Source organism: Corallococcus llansteffanensis, from assembly GCF_003612055.1.
Taxonomy (GTDB): Bacteria; Myxococcota; Myxococcia; order Myxococcales; family Myxococcaceae; genus Corallococcus; species Corallococcus llansteffanensis.
This window is the reverse complement of record NZ_RAWB01000003.1, coordinates 43,465-63,009: the sequence shown is the minus strand read 5'-3', so window position 1 is coordinate 63,009 and position 19,545 is coordinate 43,465. Positions and strand designations below refer to the sequence as shown.

Annotated in this window: 16 protein-coding genes; 7 read left to right on the top strand and 9 right to left on the bottom strand. The window is 69.3% G+C overall.

Translation table 11 applies throughout. The features are described from left to right. The first annotated feature begins 111 nt into the window (after positions 1-111). Entirely contained in the window at positions 112-1,047 is a 936-nt protein-coding gene (locus D7V93_RS00700) for a LysR family transcriptional regulator (RefSeq protein WP_120641470.1), read from the top strand. Between the two features lie 82 nt (positions 1,048-1,129). On the opposite strand, the gene D7V93_RS00695 is transcribed toward D7V93_RS00700, so the two are convergent. Together D7V93_RS00695 and D7V93_RS00690 are read right to left on the bottom strand one after the other, a co-directional pair. Next, on the bottom strand, positions 1,130-1,366 hold the full coding sequence (locus D7V93_RS00695) for a tautomerase family protein (protein WP_120556902.1): 237 nt from the start codon (positions 1,364-1,366) through the stop codon (positions 1,130-1,132). Between the two features lie 12 nt (positions 1,367-1,378). After that, positions 1,379-2,089 carry an SDR family NAD(P)-dependent oxidoreductase gene (locus tag D7V93_RS00690; RefSeq protein WP_120641469.1) on the bottom strand — a complete coding sequence of 237 codons (711 nt, stop codon included), beginning with the start codon at positions 2,087-2,089 and terminating at the stop codon, positions 1,379-1,381. 299 nt (positions 2,090-2,388) lie between these two features. Here D7V93_RS00690 and D7V93_RS00685 point away from each other — a divergent pair, with 299 nt between their 5' ends. Next, positions 2,389-3,066 carry a DUF6882 domain-containing protein gene (locus D7V93_RS00685; RefSeq protein ID WP_120641468.1) on the top strand — a complete coding sequence of 226 codons (678 nt, stop codon included), beginning with the start codon at positions 2,389-2,391 and terminating at the stop codon, positions 3,064-3,066. A 453-nt stretch (positions 3,067-3,519) separates the two neighbouring features. Here the strand turns inward: D7V93_RS00685 and D7V93_RS00680 are convergent, their stop codons facing one another. Beyond that, positions 3,520-3,804, bottom strand: a complete 285-nt coding sequence (locus D7V93_RS00680; protein WP_147450982.1) for a hypothetical protein — start codon at positions 3,802-3,804, stop codon at positions 3,520-3,522. A 78-nt stretch (positions 3,805-3,882) separates the two neighbouring features. Beyond that, on the bottom strand, positions 3,883-4,023 hold the full coding sequence (locus tag D7V93_RS46025) for a hypothetical protein (protein WP_208722881.1): 141 nt from the start codon (positions 4,021-4,023) through the stop codon (positions 3,883-3,885). A 384-nt stretch (positions 4,024-4,407) separates the two neighbouring features. On the opposite strand from D7V93_RS46025, the gene D7V93_RS00670 reads away from it, so the two are divergent. Further along, a complete protein-coding gene (locus tag D7V93_RS00670) occupies positions 4,408-9,741 on the top strand; it encodes an HYR domain-containing protein (protein ID WP_120641466.1) in 5,334 nt (1,777 codons plus the stop codon). Here D7V93_RS00670 and D7V93_RS00665 read toward each other — a convergent pair. The 3 genes from D7V93_RS00665 to D7V93_RS00655 form a co-directional block, all read right to left on the bottom strand. Then, positions 9,692-11,536: a S9 family peptidase gene (locus tag D7V93_RS00665; RefSeq protein WP_120641465.1), complete on the bottom strand. Its 1,845-nt coding sequence runs from the start codon at positions 11,534-11,536 to the stop codon at positions 9,692-9,694. The two genes, D7V93_RS00670 and D7V93_RS00665, sit on opposite strands and share 50 nt — an antisense overlap. Further along, positions 11,533-13,041, bottom strand: coding sequence for an O-antigen ligase family protein (locus D7V93_RS00660; protein WP_158623598.1), 1,509 nt, complete (start codon positions 13,039-13,041; stop codon positions 11,533-11,535). The genes D7V93_RS00665 and D7V93_RS00660 overlap by 4 nt, the downstream gene beginning before the upstream one ends. Positions 13,042-13,422: 381 nt before the next feature. Continuing rightward, positions 13,423-14,022 (bottom strand): hypothetical protein, encoded by a 600-nt coding sequence (locus D7V93_RS00655; RefSeq protein WP_147450981.1) that lies wholly within the window; start codon positions 14,020-14,022, stop codon positions 13,423-13,425. Positions 14,023-14,442: 420 nt separating this feature from the next. Between D7V93_RS00655 and D7V93_RS00650 the strand changes: the two genes are divergently transcribed. Then, a complete protein-coding gene (locus D7V93_RS00650; RefSeq protein WP_120641453.1) occupies positions 14,443-15,954 on the top strand; it encodes an ABC transporter substrate-binding protein in 1,512 nt (503 codons plus the stop codon). Between the two features lie 290 nt (positions 15,955-16,244). Here D7V93_RS00650 and D7V93_RS00640 read toward each other — a convergent pair whose 3' ends face one another. Then, complete coding sequence (locus tag D7V93_RS00640; RefSeq protein WP_120641461.1) at positions 16,245-17,225, bottom strand: LysR family transcriptional regulator; 981 nt, start codon at positions 17,223-17,225, stop codon at positions 16,245-16,247. 52 nt (positions 17,226-17,277) lie between these two features. Here D7V93_RS00640 and D7V93_RS00635 point away from each other — a divergent pair, with 52 nt between their 5' ends. From D7V93_RS00635 to D7V93_RS00620, 3 genes are all read left to right on the top strand, one after another. Beyond that, entirely contained in the window at positions 17,278-17,655 is a 378-nt protein-coding gene (locus tag D7V93_RS00635) for a DoxX family protein (RefSeq protein WP_120641460.1), read from the top strand. A 168-nt stretch (positions 17,656-17,823) separates the two neighbouring features. Further along, positions 17,824-18,111: a hypothetical protein gene (locus D7V93_RS00630; protein ID WP_120641459.1), complete on the top strand. Its 288-nt coding sequence runs from the start codon at positions 17,824-17,826 to the stop codon at positions 18,109-18,111. A gap of 561 nt (positions 18,112-18,672) precedes the next feature. Then, entirely contained in the window at positions 18,673-19,029 is a 357-nt protein-coding gene (locus tag D7V93_RS00620; protein ID WP_120641457.1) for a hypothetical protein, read from the top strand. Between the two features lie 25 nt (positions 19,030-19,054). On the opposite strand, the gene D7V93_RS00615 is transcribed toward D7V93_RS00620, so the two are convergent. Next, on the bottom strand, positions 19,055-19,246 hold the full coding sequence (locus tag D7V93_RS00615; RefSeq protein ID WP_120641456.1) for a hypothetical protein: 192 nt from the start codon (positions 19,244-19,246) through the stop codon (positions 19,055-19,057). Between the last annotated feature and the right edge of the window lie 299 nt (positions 19,247-19,545).

Sequence of the window (19,545 nt, the reverse complement as noted above, 5' to 3'; positions counted from 1 at the left end):
CTCCAGGGGGACCGCATCCAGCAGTTCCCAGTTGACCTGCGGTACACCGTCACCCGGCTCGCTGCTGGGGCCCCGCGGATGAGGGGCATCCTGCGCCGCGGAAGAGGGGACATGGATCGCATCGAGGCGATGAAGGTGTTTGTCGCGGCGCTCGACGAGGGCAGCCTGGCGGGCGCAGGCCGCCGGCTCGCGCGCTCGCCGGCCGCCGTGAGCCGTGCCATCGCGTTGCTGGAGCAACACATCGGCGCCGAGCTGCTGCACCGCACCACCCGCACGCTCAAGCTCAGCGAGGCAGGGGAGCGCTATGCGTCCGCGTGTCGCCGCATCCTGGCGGATCTCGAGGAGGCCGAGCTGAGCGCCGCGGGCGAGCGCGTCGCTCCGCGGGGGACGCTCACGATCAGCGCGCCACCCATCAGCGGCGAGGAGATCCTGCGGCCCATCCTCGACGCCTACCTGGATGCCTACCCCGAGGTCTCGGTGAACCTCGTCCTGATCGACCGGTACGCCAGCCTCGTCGAGGAAGGCATCGATGTCGCGCTGCGCGTCGCCGAGCTGCCCGACTCCTCCCTCGTCGCCGTCCGTGTCGGGGGCGACGTGAAGCGGGTCATCGTGGCATCGCCGCGCTACCTCGCCGGGCATCCGCCCATCCTCGAGCCGGCGGACCTGGGCCAGCACCGGATCATCACCACGACGCACTTCGGGCACGATGCGTGGGTGTTTCCGCCAGCCGCCGGGAGCGCCATCTTCCGCTCCGTGCACTTCAAGCCGCGGCTCGTGGTCAACAGCGTGCGGGCCGCACTCGCGTCCGCGGTGGACGGCCACGGCGTGACCCGGCTCTACACGTACCATGTGGCGGAGCGCGTCCAGGATGGCTCGCTGAAGGTCATCCTGCGCAACGCCGAGCCGTCAGCCCTCCCCGTGCACCTCCTCACTCCGCAGGGTCGCATCTCGGTGCCCAAGGTCCGCGCCTTCATGGACTTCGCGGTGCCACGCCTGCGCGCCGAGTTCTCGAGGCTCTCCGTGCAGGCCCAGGCCTTCCAGGGCTGACGGGAACGGCACCCCGGGCAGGGGCCCCCTCGGGTGCACAGGGGACGGAGACCGCCGGGGCTTGGGCGGTCTCCGTGCGGATTCACGACGTGCCCGCGGCGCGCCGCTTGCGGAACTCGAGCGCCGGCAAGCCGCCCCAGCCCCAGTCCTCCAGCTCGACCTCCTGGATGACCACGTAGGTCGAGTCGAGGGGCTTGTTCAGCACGTCGAGCAGGAGCTGGCTGGTGCCTGCAATCAGGCGGGCCTTCTCCTCGGGCGTGACGGAGTCCCGGCCGGGGCCGGAGCCCTCACGGGTGATCTGGATGGTGACGATGGGCATGGCAGGCTCCCCTTAGCGACCGGCGTTCTGGCCGCCGTCGACGTAGAGGATCTCGCCCGTCGCGTAGCTGGCACCCTCGAGGTAGAGAACCGCATCCGTGACGTCGCTGACCTCGCCCATGCGCTTCGCGGGGTTCAAGGTGGCGAGGAACGCGTGGGACTCCGGCGCGTGGATGGGGGTCTTGATGAAGCCCGGGGCGACGGCGTTGACGCGGATACCCCTCCCGGCGAACTCGACCGCGAGCTCGCGGGTCACGGAGCTGATGCCGCCCTTGGTGAGGTTCGCGAGCCCCGTCGGAACGCCCGCGATGGCCTGGTTCACGAAGGGCGTGGTGATGCTGACGATGTGGCCAGAGCCCTGCTTCACCATCTGCACGAGGGCGCGCTGCGTGAGGTGGAAGAAGCCACCGAGGTTGGTCTTGATCATCGCGGTGAAGTCGTCGGCCGTGTAGTCCGTGAACGGCCTGGCGATGAAGATGCCGGCGTTGTTGACCAGCGTGTCGATGCGCCCGAAGCGCGCAAGGGCCTCCTTGACCACGCGCTCGGCGGTAGAGGCATCGCCGATGTCGCCCGCGACGGCGAGCACTTCCGGGTCGCTGCCCTGCTTGATGGAGCGGGAGGTCGCGACGACGCGGTAGCCGCGGCCCCGGTAACCCTCGACGAGCCCGGCCCCGATGCCCTGCGACGCGCCCGTGATGATGGCGACCTTCTGGTGGGAGTTCATGATCTTTCCTCGTTGCTACGGCGAGCCGAAGTGCCGCCGTCGGCCCTGGTGTGGGCGTCGAGGAGAGACTTAAGAGGCGGCGTCTGCTGACTGAATGCCCACCGCCCGGCAGGGACTCTTCCGCCGCGTGGAAGAATCCCGGTGCGCGGGGCTCTCGCGGCCTCTGGGGTCAGCGCCTCGGCGTTCCGTTCGCCCTCCCTCCGCGAGTCCACGCTGTTCCGGCCTCTCTTCCGGCGCTGAGCGGGCCCGGGTACCGTTGCGTCTTCGCGGGGACACCCGGCCTCGGGGGGAGGGGACACATGGAGCTGAGCCACCTGTTCGAGCAGCACGTCTTCACGTCGCTGGAGAAGCAGCACAAGCTCTTTCGCATGACCGGGTCGAGCGCCTGGGGAATGGACCTGCAGGCCGGTCAGCTGTCGTTCCAGGGCACGCCGTATCAGTTCCAGGTGAGCCTCCTGGGCACCCAGAGCGATTCCAGTGGAACCTGGCTCTGGGCCTGGGCGAACGACGCACTGAACGCTCCGCGACGCGTGGTCGATGCGGCCTACGGCCTCCAGGGGTATGGCGAGGACCACGGCATCGAGCTGCTGACGGAGCGCTCGTTCGAGGTGCGGCGCGCGGACGGATACGTCCTCTCCCTCCTGGCCGTGGGCCTGCACGACTACAGCGCCTTCTACCGGTGCCCCTACCCGGGCGGTGCGGCCTTCATCGTGCTCGACGACTCGCGCATCGACGAGAAGCCCGGGTTCGACCTCCTCGGCCTGAGCACCCAGGTGACGAACATCATGAAGTTCTATGAGTTCAACCACCGGAACGCCCTGATGGCGTACCTGACAGCCCGGGAGTTGAAGCACTCGGTCGAGGGGGAGGAGGTGCGCTTCCAGTTGGCGGAAGGGGACGAAGGCGTGGCCTCGTTCGATGCAGCAGGCCGGCTCACGCGGCTGACGGGCAAAGCCCTCGGCGGGCACGGGTCATGACGGCGTGCGCTACAAGGCGGAAACGGCCTTCCTCCGCGAGCCCCCAGCACGCAGCCAACGAGGTGGCCAGGGACGCGGGCCCAGGCCACCCGTGGATGCGAACCTGTGATGCCTATTGGGACATGCAGCCATTCGCCAGCAAGCAGGCGTCATAGTTCTCATCGCAAATGGCGGCTCCCCCCGTGCGACGGAGGCAGGAAATCCACCTGGAATGGCAGAGGTCGCATACTCCCGACGCCGCGTGAACCTCTCCACCCTGGTCGTTGCTCGCGCTCTCCGCTGTCTGCATGAGGGTTGCCTGCTCTTCCGCGGATGCTTCGGGCCCGCCACATGCCACCATCAGCCCCACGGCCATCAGCCCGGCAATGATTACCGCTCGCATTCGCTTCTCCTGGTTGAGGGATTGTTCTGCCTCGCCAGCGTAGCGTTGTCATTCGCGTCAGGCCAACGGGATCACTCCTTCTCTTCCTCCGATGCTCGTGGAAGCAGGCGGTGGATGGCCTCCGCCACGGCGTCGGGACGGTCGCGCGGGATGTGGTGCCCGCTCCGCTCGACGAGCACGACCTCGCCGGGAGCACCGCCCGCGACCAGCTTTCGCTGCGACGCAAGCCAGGGCTCCCAGTCGGGCAGGTCCTGCTGATCCGCCACGAGCGCCACCACGGGCACGCCCTTCGGAACCCCCACCGACACGGCCTCCTGGAAGCTCGCGATCCAGTCGATGGGCTGCTTCTCCGTCACCGGGTACACCTACACGCGGACATGACAGCGGAGCCAAGAATCAGGAACGCAAGGGATTGCCGCACCCGCCTGAGTCTATCACGCGCTCCCACATGCGCTCGTTGACGAGCGGATCGGAGCGGCCTCAATCGACTGGGTGAAGGCCAGCCGCTGGATGGCGTGCGCCATCTCGTGGAAGACCAGGTACTGCTCCGACTCCAGCCGGTCCTGGCGCAGCACGATTCTGGCCCGGGGCCAGTCCGGGGGGCCCAGAACAGGCCTGCGGCCTGGGGGGCACGGCCCGGGGATGGCCGTACTTCGCCAGCGTGTGCCCGTGGGAGATCAGCTCCAGCGTCAGGGGGCGTGCGGCCCTCCACGGTGCGAGGGCAGGACGCGTCTTCATGCCCTGCAATCTCCCCCCGGACGTTGAACCGCGCGAAACATGAAAGCCATTCAAAACATGCTTGTCGTTCGCGCGCCTGGGAGCCTGGGTCAGGCCGCACCGCTGTCTCAGGGCGGGCGAGGGCCTTTTGGAAGGTGGCGGTGTTCGGGTAGTGTCTGTCCTTGTCGGCGTGCCGCCCCGTCGCGCATGGGCTGACACCTCTTCCTGAACTGAAAGTCCCCATGGCCTTCCGCCATTGTCTCCGTCTGTCCTCCGCGCTCGCGGGCGGGCTGGTGTTGCTCCTCGCCGCGTGTACTCCCACGCAGATGCCCGTGGAGTCCACGGCCAGTGCTCCCGCGCCCGCCAGCGCTTCCGCTTCGGTGGACGTAGCGCCCCCCATCGACCTCCAGGCGGTCATCCGCCGCGTGCGCCAGTCCTTCCGCGCGGAGTCCGGGGCCTTCACGAGCGGACAGGAGACCTACTCGGTCCGGGTCGACGCCGCTGGAACGCTGCAGGTCTCACCGCGCCACGTGCGGGAGGGGCAGGGCGCTCCCGTCACCGGTTCGCCGCTGCGGGTGAGGACGGCGTCGGTCTCGCGGGACGGCCGGTCGCTGGCGAAGGCCGCGCGGACGTCGGTGCGCGACGACGGGGCGCTGGCGCTGGCGCGCGGCCCGCTGGTGGAGGTGCTCCAGAATGGCGACGCGGGGCTGGAGCAGCGCTGGGAGCTGGCGGCGCGGCCGGAAGGCTCCGGTGACCTGGAGGTCCGCGTCGAGCTGACGGGCATGGAGTACGTCAGCGAGACGGCGCAGGGACACCACTTCGTGGACCGCCAGACGGGGCTGGGCGTGCGCTACGGCCAGGCCACCTGGGTGGACGCGGCGGGCACGCGCACCCCCGTGGCGTCCGTGCGGGAGGGGCCGTCGCTGGTGCTGCGCGTGCCGGCGCGGGTGCTGGAAGCGTCGGGCTATCCGGCGGTGTTGGATCCGATCATCTCTCCGGAGCTCAGCCCCGATGCGCCGGTGCCCGCTCCCACCCGGAATTCGGAAGTGGGCTCCGCGGTCGCCGTGGGAGATGGCCTCTTCCTGGTGGTCTGGTCCGCCAACAACGGCACCGACCAGGACATCATGGGGACCCGCGTGCGCATCTCGGATGGCGCGGTGTTGGACCTCACCGGCTTGCCTCTGGCCACGGGCACCGGCTTCCAGAACTACGCCGCCGTGGCCTCCAACGGAACCGACTTCCTGGTGACCTGGGACGACGGCAACAACGTGAGTGGGGTTCGGGTGAGCGGCGCCACCGGCCAGCGCCTGGGCTCCACCCTCTCCATCTCCAGCGCCGCCAGCAGCCAGGGGTTTTCAGCGGTTGCCTTCGATGGCACCCAGTACCTCGTGGTCTGGCAGGACTCCCGGAGCAACTTCTCCACGGACATCTACGGGGCGCGCGTGAGGGCGTCGGACGGCGTGGTGCTCGACGTTTCGGGCATCCCCATCAGCACCGCGACGGGCTTCCAGTCCTCGCCCGCCGTGAGCTTCGATGGCAGCCAGTTCCTGGTGGCCTGGGGCGACAACCGGAACGATACGTCCGACGACATCTATGGTGCCCGCGTCAGTGTGGCCGGAACGGTGCTCGACCCGGCGGGCATCGCCATCTGCACGGCGACGAACCACCAGGCCAATCCGTCCATCGCCTCCGTGGCCGGCACCTTCCTGGTGACCTGGGATGACAGGCGCACCGGGGAGTACGGTATCCGTGGCGCACGGGTGAGGAGGTCGGATGGGGCGGTGCTCGACCCGCAGGGGCTGGCGCTGGGCTCCGGCACACCGCTTCAGAGCACGAGCTCCTCCGTCGCCTCGGATGGACGCCGCTTCCTGGTCGTGTGGCAGCGGGGGTACGCCTCGCTGGCCGACGTCTGGGGCGCGCGGGTGGAGGCGGATGGCACGGTGCTCGAGCCGGGAGGGGTGGCCCTGACCGCGTCCACCACGCATGGGGAGCTGGCTCCGTCCGCCATCTTCGACGGGACCCGCTTCACGGTGCTCTGGGATGACCTGTTCGGAACCCGCCGGGACATCTTCGGGGTCCGGGTGCGGGCTTCGGACCTGACGGTGCTCGATGCGTCTCCGCTGTTGCTCTCCGCCGTGATCAACGCCGAGGGCGCTCCCGCCGTGGCCGCGGGCACGGACAGCTACCTCGTGGTGTGGCACGACACCCGCGACCGCCTTGCCTTCTACGACCTCTACGGCGTGCGCGTGAGGGCGTCGGATGGCGTGGTGCTCGACCCGGTGGCCATTCCCATCGCCACGGGGGACCACACCCAGACCAACCCCGCGGTGGGGTTCGCGGAGGGCCGGTTCCTGGTGACCTGGATGGACAGCGCACCCGGCTCCAGCGTGGACGTGAACGTCCACGGCGTGCGCATCCGCGAGTCGGATGGCGTGGTGCTGGACTCCCCGGACATCGTCGTCAGCGCCGCGGCCCGGTCCCAGTCCAACCCGAAGGTGGCTTCGGGTGACGGGCTCTTCTTCGTGACCTGGGAGGATGCCCGGAATGGGACGGGGGCGACGACCGACGTGTATGGCGCGCGGGTCCGGGCCCTGGACGGTGCTGTGCTGGATCCCAACGGCATCGCGGTGGCGAAGGCGAGTGCCAACGAAAACAGTCCCGCGACGGCCTTCGGCGCGGGCTACTTCCTGGTGGCCTGGGCGGACTACCGCAATGGGACCTTGAATCCAGACATCCACGCCGTGCGGGTGCGCGCATTGGACGGCACCGTGGCGGACAGCCAGAGCCTTCCCCTCACGACCCGCGCCGAAGCGCAGCGCTCACCGGCCGTGGCCTTCGACGGAAGCCACTTCCTGACGGTCTGGCAGGACTCGAGGACCGGCTTTCCTTCCGAAGTCTATGGCGCGCGGGTCCGGGCCCAGGACGGCGCGGTCCTGGATGGCGGTGGCCGCGCGTTCTTCACGAACGCCAGCAATTCCAAGGGGACGCCCGCCCTGGCTTTCGACGGCAAGGCCCATCTGCTCGTCTGGAGGGAATCCACGGCGACCGCGTTGCAGCTCGGGGGCGGACGGTTGGCGCCCGACCTCTCCGCGGTGGATGCGACGCGGTTCCTCATTTCCGACCTCGACACGTCCTTGATGAGCACGACGCCGCTCGCGGTGGCCTCCTGGGGCCGTGGACGCTTCCTCGTGGCGTATGAGCCCCATGAGGCGCGGTACGCCCAGCTCCGGGCGAAGTTCCGGCTCGTGTCCGACCCCGTGAACGGGGCGAAGTGCGCCAACGGCCCGGACTGCACCAGCGGTTTCTGCGTGGAGGACGTCTGCTGTGAGAGCGCGTGCGAGGGTGGAACGTGCGGGGGTGGAACGTGCACCTATCCGTCCGCGAGCATCACCTGCCCGGGGGACGTGGTGGCCGAGGCCACCCGTGCTTCGGGCGCGCCCGTGAGCTACCCGGCCGCCAGTGCCACGGGCGTGCTCCCGCTCTCCGTGACGTACAGCCAGGCGTCCGGGAGTGAGTTCGCGCCAGGCAGGACCTCCGTCACCGCCAGGCTGGTGGATGGCTTCGGGCGCACGGCCTCCTGCGGCTTCTCCGTCACGGTGCGGGACACCACCGCGCCGCGGCTCACGTGTCCGGGGGAGGTCGTGGCGGAGGCGGTGGGACGCACCGGGGCCGCGGTGGACTTCCCGGCCCCCACGGCCACGGATGCGGTCACGGCCGCGCCCACGCTGTCGTTGAGCCAGGAGCGCGGCAGCACGTTCCCGCCAGGCACCACGTCGGTGACGGCGACGGCGACGGACGCGGCGGGAAACTCCGCCTCGTGCTCCTTCCCCGTCACGGTGCGAGACACGACGCCCCCCTCGCTGGCGTGTCCGGCGGACGTCACGGTGGAGGCCACGAGCCTCCAGGGCGCCACCGTCACCTACGCGGCCGCGAGCGCCGCGGATCCGGTGTCGGACGTCACGGTGGAGTACAGCGTCGCGTCGGGCTCGCACTTCGACGTGGGCGGCACGCAGGTGCGGGTCCTCGCGACCGACGGCGCGGGCAATGGCGCCTCATGCACGTTCACCGTCACCGTGTCCCTGCCGCCTCCGCCCACGGTCACTTGTCCCGCGTCGCTCGCGGTGGAAGCCACGAGCCTCCAGGGCGCCTCCGTCGTCTACCCGCCCGCGACGCCCTCCGGGCGTGGGCCGCTCGCCGTGGCGTACAGCCAGGACTCCGGGACGAACTTCGCCCTGGGCTCGACCTCCGTGAGCGCCACCGTCACGGACGGGCTGGGCCGCACGGACATCTGCGCCTTCACCGTCACGGTGCGAGACACGCAGGCGCCGGCCCTGGTGTGTGGCACGGACGTGGTGACCGAGGCGACGGGCCCCTCCGGCGCCACGGTCGCCTTCCCGACGCCCACGGCCACGGACGCGGTCACGGCTGAGCCCCGGGTGGCGCTCAGCCATGCCAGTGGCGCCGTGTTCCCGGTGGGGTTCACGCGGGTGACCGTCACCGCGATGGACGCGGCCGGCAACACCTCCGGGTGTGCCTTCAGCGTCATGGTGCGCGACACCACGGCCCCGGTCCTGACCTGTGGCGCGGACGTCGTCGTCGAGGCGACGGGCCGCACCGGTACCGCCGTGGACTTCGCGACCCCCACGGCCGTGGACGCGGTCACGTCCGGGCCGGCGCTCGTGGTCAGCCATGAGCCCGGGGCGCTCTTCCCGCTGGGCGTCACCCGCGTCAGCGCGAAGGCAACGGACGTGGCGGGCAACATCGGCCAGTGCGCCTTCACCGTCACGGTGCGGGACACCACGGCGCCGGATGTGGGCTGCCCCGCTCCGCTGACCGTCGAGGCCCAGGACGCCACGGGTGCCAGCGTCAGCTTCTCCGTGCCCGCTCCTCGTGACACGGTGACGGCGTCTCCCAGCGTGTCGCTGAGTCAAGCCCCCGGAAGCCACTTCCCCCTGGGCACGACCGAAGTCGTCCTCTCCGCCACGGACGACGCGGGCAACACGGCGTCCTGTTCCTTCACCATCACCCTCCAGGACACCACCGCCCCGGTGCTCACCTGTCCCTCGCCGGTGCAGAAGGCGGAGGCACCTCCGGAGGGCCTGGCCGTGGACTACCCGGCGGCCATCGCGCGGGACGCGGCCTCCACCCCCACGCTGAGCTACAGCCACGCCTCCGGCACGGTGTTCCCCGTGGGCACGACGCAGGTGACGGTCACCGCCATGGACCCTTCGGGCAACAGCGCCACCTGCACCTTCCCGGTGAGCGTGGCCGCGCGCGTCCAGCCGCCTCCCGACGAACCGCTCCCCAGCGGAGGTTGCGGCTGTGGCGCGAGCAGCGGAACCTCCGCGGGCCTCAGCTGGGGGGGACTGATGATGCTCGCCTGGGGTGTGACGCGCCGCCGGCGGTCATCCGCCATCAGGGCGGACGCCGCGAGTGGACTGGGCGGAGTTGCTCAGGAGGACGTTCGACCTCGACGTGTTCGCCTGCGTGAGGTGTGGAGGCAGGCTCAAGGGTCTTGGCGTACTGTCAGCCGTGGTCCGGGTCGCGCTGCTGGGCTCGACCGTCGAGCGCGATGACGGACGCGTAGACCCGAGCCCAGGAGCGGAGGCGGTGAAGGTGATGCCCCTCGTGCTCGAAGACGCTCCACGCCCCTTCGTGTGCGAGGGCGGCGGGGCCCAGGCATCCTTCGATTTCCCGTCGGGCCTGGGCGGGGGCGAGCAGGTTGTCATTCTCGCCGTGAAAAGCCACCACGCGCGGCGGCGCCGGGAGCTGGCGCCGGGCGATGCGGGACAGCCTCACCGTTGACACCAGGACGGCCGCGCCGCAGCAGCCCGGTTCGGCGACCATCGCTCCGGCCACCAGCGACGTCCCATAGCTGGAACCCAGCAGCACCACGCGCTCGCGCGGCACGCCGACACGGTCGACGCAGTAGTCCACCGCGGCCAGGACGTCGAGGGTGCGCTCCGCGTCGTTCCCGGCCCGCTCGAAGCGCGCCCCATACCCTGTCGAGCCTCTGTAGTTGAAGCTCAGCACATGACAGCCCGCGCGGAGCAACACCTGCACCCTCGCGTCCCAGACCGGCAGTTCCTGCAGCGCGGGACCGCCATGGACCAGGACCACCGCGGAGGGCCCCAGCGCGGACTGCGTACCCGGGCGCCACAGGAAGCCTGGCAGACCCAGGCCATCCCTCGCGCGAAGCGCGACGTCCGTGCACCCGGAAGTCCACGCGGACGTCGCGCGCCCCACCACCCCGGGCTCCTCACCGGACGACACCTCGAGCAGCGCCGGCGGGCTCGTCCGGCCCACGTGCAGCGCGAAGACACGTCCTGCCTCGGCGGCCCCGCTCCTCAGGTTCACCACGCCGCTCGCCGGCCCCACGGGGAGCGTCTCCCCCGGGTCCGTCCGCGCGCGCATCAGCCTCGCATCTCCCCCGGAGCCCACACGAAACAGGAGCTCCGAGGCGCCGAGGTATCTTGGCTCGCTCACGTCCCCCGGCGGCTGGGCCACCACGCTCTGACGTCCGGTGAGGCAGTCCACTTCGAGCAGGGAGAAATATTCATCGGCCTGCCTCCGAAGGGTCACCGCCAGCGCGCCGCCATCGGGCCGCCAGGACAGATGGCGCAGCTCGCCCCGATCGGCGATGACCAGGGTCCGAACGCCCGGCGGGTCGTCCAGCGACACGAGTGCCAACGCTCCCGGCTGCTGTCCAGAAGCCAAGGCAATCCGTCGGCCATCCGGGCTCCACGCCGGCTCGCAGCGCTCGGCCAGGGGAGGCTCCATGCGCTGCCATTGCCCACTTCCGCGGTCGAAGACGACGGCGTGTTGTGATGGGCCCTCGGCCAGGGTGTAGAGCAGGCGCTGGCCATCGGGGGCCCAGAGGATGGGGGCGGCCGCGGAGCGCGTGCGAGGAGTAGGGGCGGCGGTGACCCTTCCCGTGTCGATGTCCAGGAACTGCAGCGCGAAGCGCCGGTCGCCGCCCGAGCAGGCCAGGAACGCCACCGTCCGTCCCTTCGGGCAGAAGGCGAGTGCGAGCTGCGTGTCGGCGGACAGCGCGCCAGCCGCGATTGCGCCGGTCGCGCGGTCGACGACCCGAAGCTCGAAGGCATCCGCCAGGAAGCGCTTCTCGAGCAGCCAGCGGCCGTCCCCGGACGCGGTCACCGGCAGCTTCCCATGCTCCTCCAGGAACGAGAGCACCTCCCGCACACCGCCTTCGGCCGTCCCTCTTCCCGGGGCCCCATGCAGCCCTGCACGACGAACCAGCAGGGTGCCACCCAGGACCGCGAGTCCCGCGAGCGCACCGCCCATGAACCGGCGACGGCCGAGGGACGCCACCTCGGCACCCGCCTGGAGACGCAGCGGGGGGCGCGTCATGGATGCGCCTCGCCGTCCCCGAGCCCGGTGGATTGGCGCGACAGCACGGCCCGGAGCGCGAGCTCCGTGTTCGTGTCATGGGGCTCGATGACCCGTGCCCTGCGGAGATGGTCCGCCGCGGCGCTCCAGTCTCCCTGCTGCTCGGCGCACCGGGCGAGCAACCGCAGGAGCTCGGGTTCATTCGGCAGGTACGTGTCCACGAGGGTCGCGGCCGGGGCCAGGGTCGAACAGCGTTCCCTGCGCTCGCTCATGACCACCGTGAGCAATGCCTCGTAGGGGTGGAATTGGAACGGGCTTACACGCAGCACGGCCGTGGCGGAGAAGTCCTCGGTGAGCGACTTCAAGGCAAGGTACCGCGGGGCGGAGATGCCCAGGGCCAGGAGCGCCGCCAGCGAGATGGCGGCGCCGCCGGCCCAGGCAGGAGCGAGCTCAGCTCGGCGCTCGCAGTCGCTCCGCAGCAGGCCCGCGAGCGCCGCCACCAGCGCGACGGAGGCGGGCCGGGTCAGCAGCGCATCGAAGCCACTGATGACCAGGGCGACGACCAGGCTGCCCATGGCCGCCAGGGTCACCAGTTCTCCCGCCTGTGTGACGCGGCGACGTGCACCCGCCAGCAGGGAGAATGCCATGGCCCCGGCCGCGGCCAGGCCGAGCAGCCCGGTCTCGACCGCGTGGCGTAGCAGGTCAGAGGCAGGGCTCCAGAGCGGAGCAATGAATCGGGCGTGTTGCCCCGTGGCCGCATGCGCGAACCGCGGGGCTTCGCGGCGCCAGAGTTCCGGTCCGAAGCCGATGAGCGGCTTGACCGAGAGCATGGCCAGCCCGACCTGATGTTGCTCGACGCGGCTGAGTCCCGTCCCGGCGTCATGCTCGAGCAGGCGGGAGAACGACGACTTGAGCGGCGTGGGCTCCTTCCAGTTGAGCCCGGCCCAGGACCCCGCGTTCAAGGCCACCACCACGGCGAGCCCCGCGACGCACGCGCCGATGAGCCCACGCCTTGGAAGCGCGGGCAGCATGCCTCGACGCTTCAGCTCGATACACGCAGCCACCGAGAGCAAGCCCGCGACGAGCAGCCCCAGCCAGCTGCTCCGTGCGCGGCAGAGCGCGACTGTCAGCAGGAGCGCCGAAGCGGCGAACGTCCGCAGGGGATGTGGCTTCATCGTCGCGCGTGCCAGGGCCAGGGGCGTCAGGATCGCGCAATAGCCACCCACGGCGTTGCGGTTGGCGAAGGTCGCGCCCGGACGTCGCACGATGTCCCACGGCAGCTGGCCACCGGCGGACTCATGGAGCGCGATGAGCGCGATGAGGACTCCCGCACCGATGAGCCCGTCCACGAGCGCTTCGCGGCGCTGGCCCGCGGCCTCGCAGGCCGTTGCCACCATGACGAACGCACCCAGGTGAAGTGCAATCCAGGGAAGGCTGAAGGGCGCACTGAAGCCGTTCACCGCCATGGCGAGAAACCCGACCGCCAGGTAGCCGAGCGCCGCCAGGTCAAAGGTCGTGACACCCACCCGGTGATGGCGCCAGGTGGCGGTACAAGCAATGGCACACGCCAGGGCACCGGTGGCGAAGACGAGGTGCTTCGGAAGCAGGAGCCCGCCGCTCCGGAGCGGTGAGCTCGCCGCTTCCGGTGAGACGGCCAGCGCGGTTCCCACGACGGCGGCAAGCAGGGCCCAGAGCGTGGCGGGGGAGGATGCGGCGGCGACCTTCCAGGCGCGCGACGCCGTTGGCGGGAGCCCGAGTCGGTGGAGCGGCTGGATTGTCATGGGACGGTTCCTTCAACACTCCGATGTGCGCAGGTGCCCTCTCGAACAGCGGGAGGGCACCTGCACAGCGCTTATCTCGCGAGCGGGTGCGGGCCGGGGGGCCGCTCACCGCGGCTCAACGCCTTCTCACCACTCCCTTTCCTCGCAGTACCACTCCTCGTACACGTACTCGTAGCACCACCCGTTCGCGTCACAGAAAAACAGGTAGTAGTAGCGGTATTCGCAGTACCAGTCCTTCGCCGACGTGTCCCCCGAGGAGAACGTGCCGGGGGCGGCCTCCCTCATGACCTTGCCGGTGGAGTGGAGCCTGGCGAGCTCCGTCTCGGAAAGGTTTCCAAGGCCCTGGGGAGAAGAGGACAGCCGGAAGGTGTGGTCCGGCGAGGCCAGCAGGTCATGACCCGTCTGCTTGGCCGCGCTCAGCCACTTGTCCATCGGCTGGGCATTGCCATTGGCATTGATGACCGTGATGCGGCTGAAGTCGATGGGCGCCTGGGAGAAGTCGAAGGTGTACGTCTTTCCCGGGGCCCGCTGATCCAGCACGAGCTGCTCTCCCGGCTTCAGGCTGGCAATCGTCTCCGCGGTGATGCGCTGCTCGCGCACCTCTTCCACGGCCGGACTTTCGTCCGAGGCGTCGTTGGCGCACCCCGGCACGCCAGCCACGGGCAAGAGGACCAGCATGAGGCTTGTGAGCAATGAGAGGGTGGGGCGCTTCGAGGGTTCAGACATCTTTCGCTCCTGTGTGGGGGTGATTCCACGCTTTGAGGCAAGGTGGAGGGCTCGCTCCTGAAGCCGAGCTGCTACCGCCTCGAATCCAAAGAGCCCGTGAGGTGCGGATTGATGCAGGAATCCTTTCTTTCTCATTTTTGAAGGAGTGCTGCCGCGATGAGCCGAAGGAACGACATCAGGTCGCCGGCGATGAGGCCGTGCTCCTCCTCACGCGTGCCGAAGTTGATGAAGGCCGAGCACGCTCCTCGCCGTCACCAGGAGGAAGGCGCCCATCACGGAGGCCGTTGCCGGGCTCACCTGCGCCTTCACTGCCTCGAGGGGAAGTTGGAATCGAAGCGCTTCCGGAAATGTCAGACCGACCCGGTATGAATCTCCCTGCGCGGCGCCATTCAGGACGCCGTCGAAAGGGTTGCCTTCACAATGCATAAGTCATGGATCTCCCTCGGGCTTCTGGTCGGCATGGCAGGGGTCGGCTGCGGGGGGCTCGACGAGGCCGAGGCGGTGGACTCCTCCGTGTCGGCGGACGCAACCTCCCAGGTCACCCAGAGCCTTATCACCCAGGTCACCGGCACCAGCCCGGTCACCTTCGTCGCCATGTCGGGCAACGAGACGAAGCCCTACAATCAGTCCGCCACGTCGGTGGTGGCCTACATGCGGGATTCAACGACCGGGGCGTTCACGGCCTATCCGGGCACGGGCTCCGCGGACGGCACCATCTCCGTGCCGAACGTCCCTTCCGGCCGCATCTACCTGAAGCTGGGCTCGCGCTACCTGGTGAGCACCGGCCGCGCGTTCGACCTGGGCTCCACGGAGTGGGGCCGCGATGGCACCTTCGTCTCGCTGCCTACCCCCGTGACGGTGTCCGCCACCGGCCTGTCTCCCTGGCAGTCGGGGGACTACCTGGAGGTGTATTCGTTGAACGCGGGCGCGTTCGGCTACGTCAACAGCGGCGTCACGGGGTTCCCCCTGGCGGGCGCCACGTCGCTCTCCGGGCTGAGCTTCAATTACGCCGACATGCTCAACCCGGTGCTGCTCGACAGCAGCCGCGGGGATCTGTTCTCCCTGGCGCAGATGCGGTTGCAGACGAGCGCGAATGGAGTGCCCTACCGCGCGATGCACAAGGTGCTCCTCACGAGCATGACGCAGGTGGAGGGCCAGCCCGTCACCGTCAGCGGCACCTTCACCCAGCCCGTCGCGACAGGCACCTTCGCGGTGGACTGGAGACGCTCGGCCTTCGAGGCCCTGCGCACCCAGGTGAACCCGGGCGCGCTCAGCACGTACAACGAGATATGGATGTCCGCCCGGCCGGCCGCGCTGAGCACGGCGCTCGCGTCCATCAGCGGGCAGCCACTGCTCGTGAAGCTCAATCCTGACACGCAGCGGACCGACCTCGTCACGGGGAGCATGAGCTACAACAACCCGCTCCCGGCGACGTGGCAGAAGGTGGCGCTCGCCGCCGCGGGCTTCACGAAGAGCTACCAGCTGGGAACCGCGACGCCCTACACCATGGGGGTGGACATCCGCGTGGATCAGGAGGCGAGCGCGTTCACCGCCGCGCCGGTGCAGCCCCTCGTCGGGCCGGTGCAGGCGCCCCAGGTGAACACGCGCGGCGCGTTCCAGGACCTCACGGGCGTGGGGGCTGACGCCTCGCTGCGCTGGTCGAAGCCGCTGGTCGGCACGGCCACGAACTACGTGGTGAACATCTACCGGCTGGGCACGAGCAACGGTGCCACCACCGCGACGCGGGTGGCGGTGCTGCACACGGACCTCCAGAGCGTGTACCTGCCCCCGGGCGTGCTGCAGGCGGGCCAGACGTACTTCGCGGAGATCCAGAGCTGGTACCAGCCGGGCTCTGACCTCGCGACGAGCCCGTTCAAGCGCTCGCTGCCTCGAGGCCGCGCCAGCGTGCTGACCGGCATGTTCAGCCCGTAGTCGCTGAAGCCCTGGGAGGGAAGGGAGCCCGCTCCCTTCCTTCCTCAGGAGCCGCATCGCTTCAGCGAGGCTCTGAATCGGGGTGTTCGCGCTGGGTTTCCTCATCCGGCCGGTGGGCTGCTGGTTGATGGGGCTCTACGCGGACCTCCGGGGCCGACGGTCCGCGCTGACGTTGTCCGTCACGCTGATGTGTCTGGGCTCGCCGCGCTGTCGGGGACATTGCTCCGTGACGGAGAGTGTCATGGTGCGGCAGACGCCGTGGTACGGCCGAAGGCCAAGGCCGAGCTCGTTCAGCGCTGTCGCGGGCGTTGCGGGTCTTTCGCGCGCGCGACACCTGCCACTTCACATTGGCGGGTGGGGAGCCCCGTTTCGACGATGAAGTCGATGAGCGTGCGCACGGCGAACGGCATCAGCTCGCGCTCGTGGTAGACAATCGAGATGGGCGTCTGCGCGCCGATGTGCCTGGCGAGAACCCGCACCAGAGTGCCGGCAGCGACCTCTGCCTGCGCCAGGAAATCGGGGAGCAGCGCGATGCCAAGGCTGGTGCGTGCCGCGCCGAGCAGCACGAACATGTCGTTGGAAGTCATGCGCGGATGAATGCGCACGCTGCCCCCCTTGAGGCGCGGCCAGCTCAGCGAGGGCGTTTCTCCGCGCACGAACGGACTCAAGCAAGCGTGCCTGCGCAGGTCCGTGGCGCGCTTGGGAGTTCCTGCTCTTGCCAGATACGCAGGCGTCGCCACGCAGACCAGCGTGCTCGCACCCAACTTGCGTGACACCAGGTTGAGCGGCGTCGACGCGACGGGACCCGCGCGCAGCGCGAGGTCAAATCCGCCGTGAATCAAATCGACGTGCGTATTGCTGGCGTCCACCTCCAGTACAACGTCGGGATGGCGCAACGAGAACTGACCGAAGAGCTCCCCCAGGAAGTCGGGAGCTCCGGTAGGAACGGAGATGCGCACCCGGCCCTCTACCTTGCCACTCGGTCGCTGCACGATGGCGCGCGCACGCTCGAGTGCTTCGACCGAGTGGCGCGCGTGCTGGTAGAACTCGGCGCCCGCGTCGGTGAGCGCCTGTCTTCGGGTCGTGCGTTTGAGGAGGCGTATGCCGAGGCGTTCTTCGAGCCGTTGCAAGCGCCGTCCAACGGTCGAGCGTGGCAGGCCCAGCTCTTTCGCGGCGCGCGAGAGCGAGTGCGTGTCGACCACACGCACGAAGGCGATCAGCTCGGCTGTCTCCGGTAAGTCGTCCATTTGGAGCAAATCGTAGCCAATCATTCCAATTTTTGCATCGTTGTCTCAGGTCGGCGCGAAGGCTTAGGTCAGCGCCATGAGAACGAAACTCCTGTACTGGATGCCTACCGGCTTGCTGGCGGCGCTGTTTCTGATGTCCGGCACCTTCAACGTCACGCACCAGCCCAACGTGATGCAGGTCTTGGCGCGTCTGGGCTACCCCGGCTACGTGGCCACGATCCTCGGAGTCTGGAAGCTGCTCGCCGCGGTCACCCTGGTGTTCGGCTCGCGTTGGCCGCGCTTGAAGGAATGGGCGTTCGCGGGCCTGTTCTTCGAGCTCAGCGGTGCCATCATCTCTCACGTAGCCTCCAGTGACACCGTCGCCAGTAGTGCGCCCGCTGGCGTACTGCTTGTGCTGACCGGCATCACCTACGCGGCGCAGCGACGGTTCGGTCCTGCCAGCTCGGCGTTGTGAAGGCGACGTAGAGCCGTTACACCCTGATGGCCAGCGTCGTGGTGCGGCAGAGGCCGTGGTACGGTCGGGCTGGCATCGCGCGGCGGAAGTCACCCTCCGTTCACGTCTTGGACACACCCCTGTCACGGAGCAGGCCCACAGTGAAGTCACCGCAGCACGGAGGTGGCCATGAATTGGGCGCTTCAGCTGGCAGTCATCCTGGCCGTTCCCCTGACGCTCTTCGCCTCCGTCTGGGGCGCCATCCGTCTCCTCCGCTGGGTGCACGCCCACCGGGCGCGCGCCGCAGAAGCCGGCGTCGAAATCCTCATCTCGGACTCGATCGGCGGCTTCCGCGGATGGCTCGGCGACCGCTTCGATTCCTTTGCTGAGACGGGAGGCGGCGATTCCTTGAGTGCAGGCGACGGCAGCGGCGACTGCGGAGAGGGTGGAGACTCCGGCGGAGGCTGCAGTGACTGACGCGTCGATTGCCCCTGCAGCCTCCTGCTGCCGGGCAAGCCGCTCGCCGAGGGTGAAGCGCTGGACGTGTTCGCGTGCGGCAGGTGTGGAGGCAGGCGCCGGGTGCAGGCGTATCTGACGGCACCCGGCGGGGTGCGCGCCATCTTGGAGCACCTGGAGCTCCCCACGTGGCCGGCGCAACTCGCCCCGGCGCAGGGGCCTGCGCAGATGGCATGGTGTTGAGAGCCAGGTCGCTTTGCATTGCTTCGCCGGAGCCGCACTCCAACATCGGACGCATGCCCCTCCAGCGCTTCAGGTACGTCCGGAATGAGAGCTGCAAGGCCTTTGGCTTCCTGAAGCCTTGACCGCTCGCGGCTGGCAGCCCGCGGCGCCAGGGCCGGTGGTGCAGCCGCAGCCGGACTCCTCCGGTTCGCCGTCTTCCGGAGGGTCGTTCTTCGCCAAGCAGGCTCCCGCGCGGCACTCACCCGTGTCATGTCCATTGCGGGTATCCCTGAACGCTGAGAAGGCATTAGGCTCGTGGCACCCCAAGGTGGGGTTTGTCCCCTCGCAGAAGGAGTTCCCATGAACGTGCTGAGGAATCGCCTGCTGGCCGTCACCGCTGTCTTCGCCCTGGCTCCTGCGGCGGCCATCGCGCTGCCGACCCAGTGCTCCGACATCTGTATCGACACGACGCACTGCAGTCCAAGCAGCGCCATCGGCCCGGTTGCATCCAGTTCGGGCCATGCGGGCTATTGCGAGCAGCCCGTCCACGCGTCCTTCGCATTCTCCGCTTCCACGCAGACCTGCACCGAAGAGCAGAGGGAGGTGGAGCAGTCCACGACCGCGGCCGTGAGATGCTCAGGCTTCGTGTCCTGGTGGCTCTGCGCCAAGAATGGGTGCTCCTGGGATGAGGCAGCTGCCATGTGCTTCGACGTCTAACTGATAGCGGAATCCGCCCCTGTCGCTACTTCGCCGCCTGCACCCAGAGGGCCAGCAGCAGGTCCCGGGTGTGGGTGGACGGCAGGGTGCGGGTGTCGGTGCCCAGCGCCTCGAGCACCTGCGTCAGCTGCCGGTCGAGCGCGTCGGTGGCCTGCTGCGCGGTGTCGGCCGTTCCCGCCGGCAGCGTGTCCGCCGTGTGGTGGCTGGCCTTGCGCATGGCGAGCAGCTCGCCCAGGCCGTGCTCCGGGTCGTCGAGGATTCGCTGGAAGCGGCAATCCGCTGCCCCGCTGCGTGTTGGAGACGACGTCGATGAAGGTGGAATGCTCGGTGTAGGATTCGGACGAGAACAGCCGCGCCCGCATCTGTTCCTGGAGGATGTCTACGTTCAGCGCATTGAGCTGCCGGGTCTCCGTGGCCGTCAGCCTCGCTTGCGAGCCGGTGGCCGGATCGTACCGGACCCCATTGGCGTTGATGCGCTGGATGAGCGCGTCCCGCTGGCCATTCAGGGAGTCCATG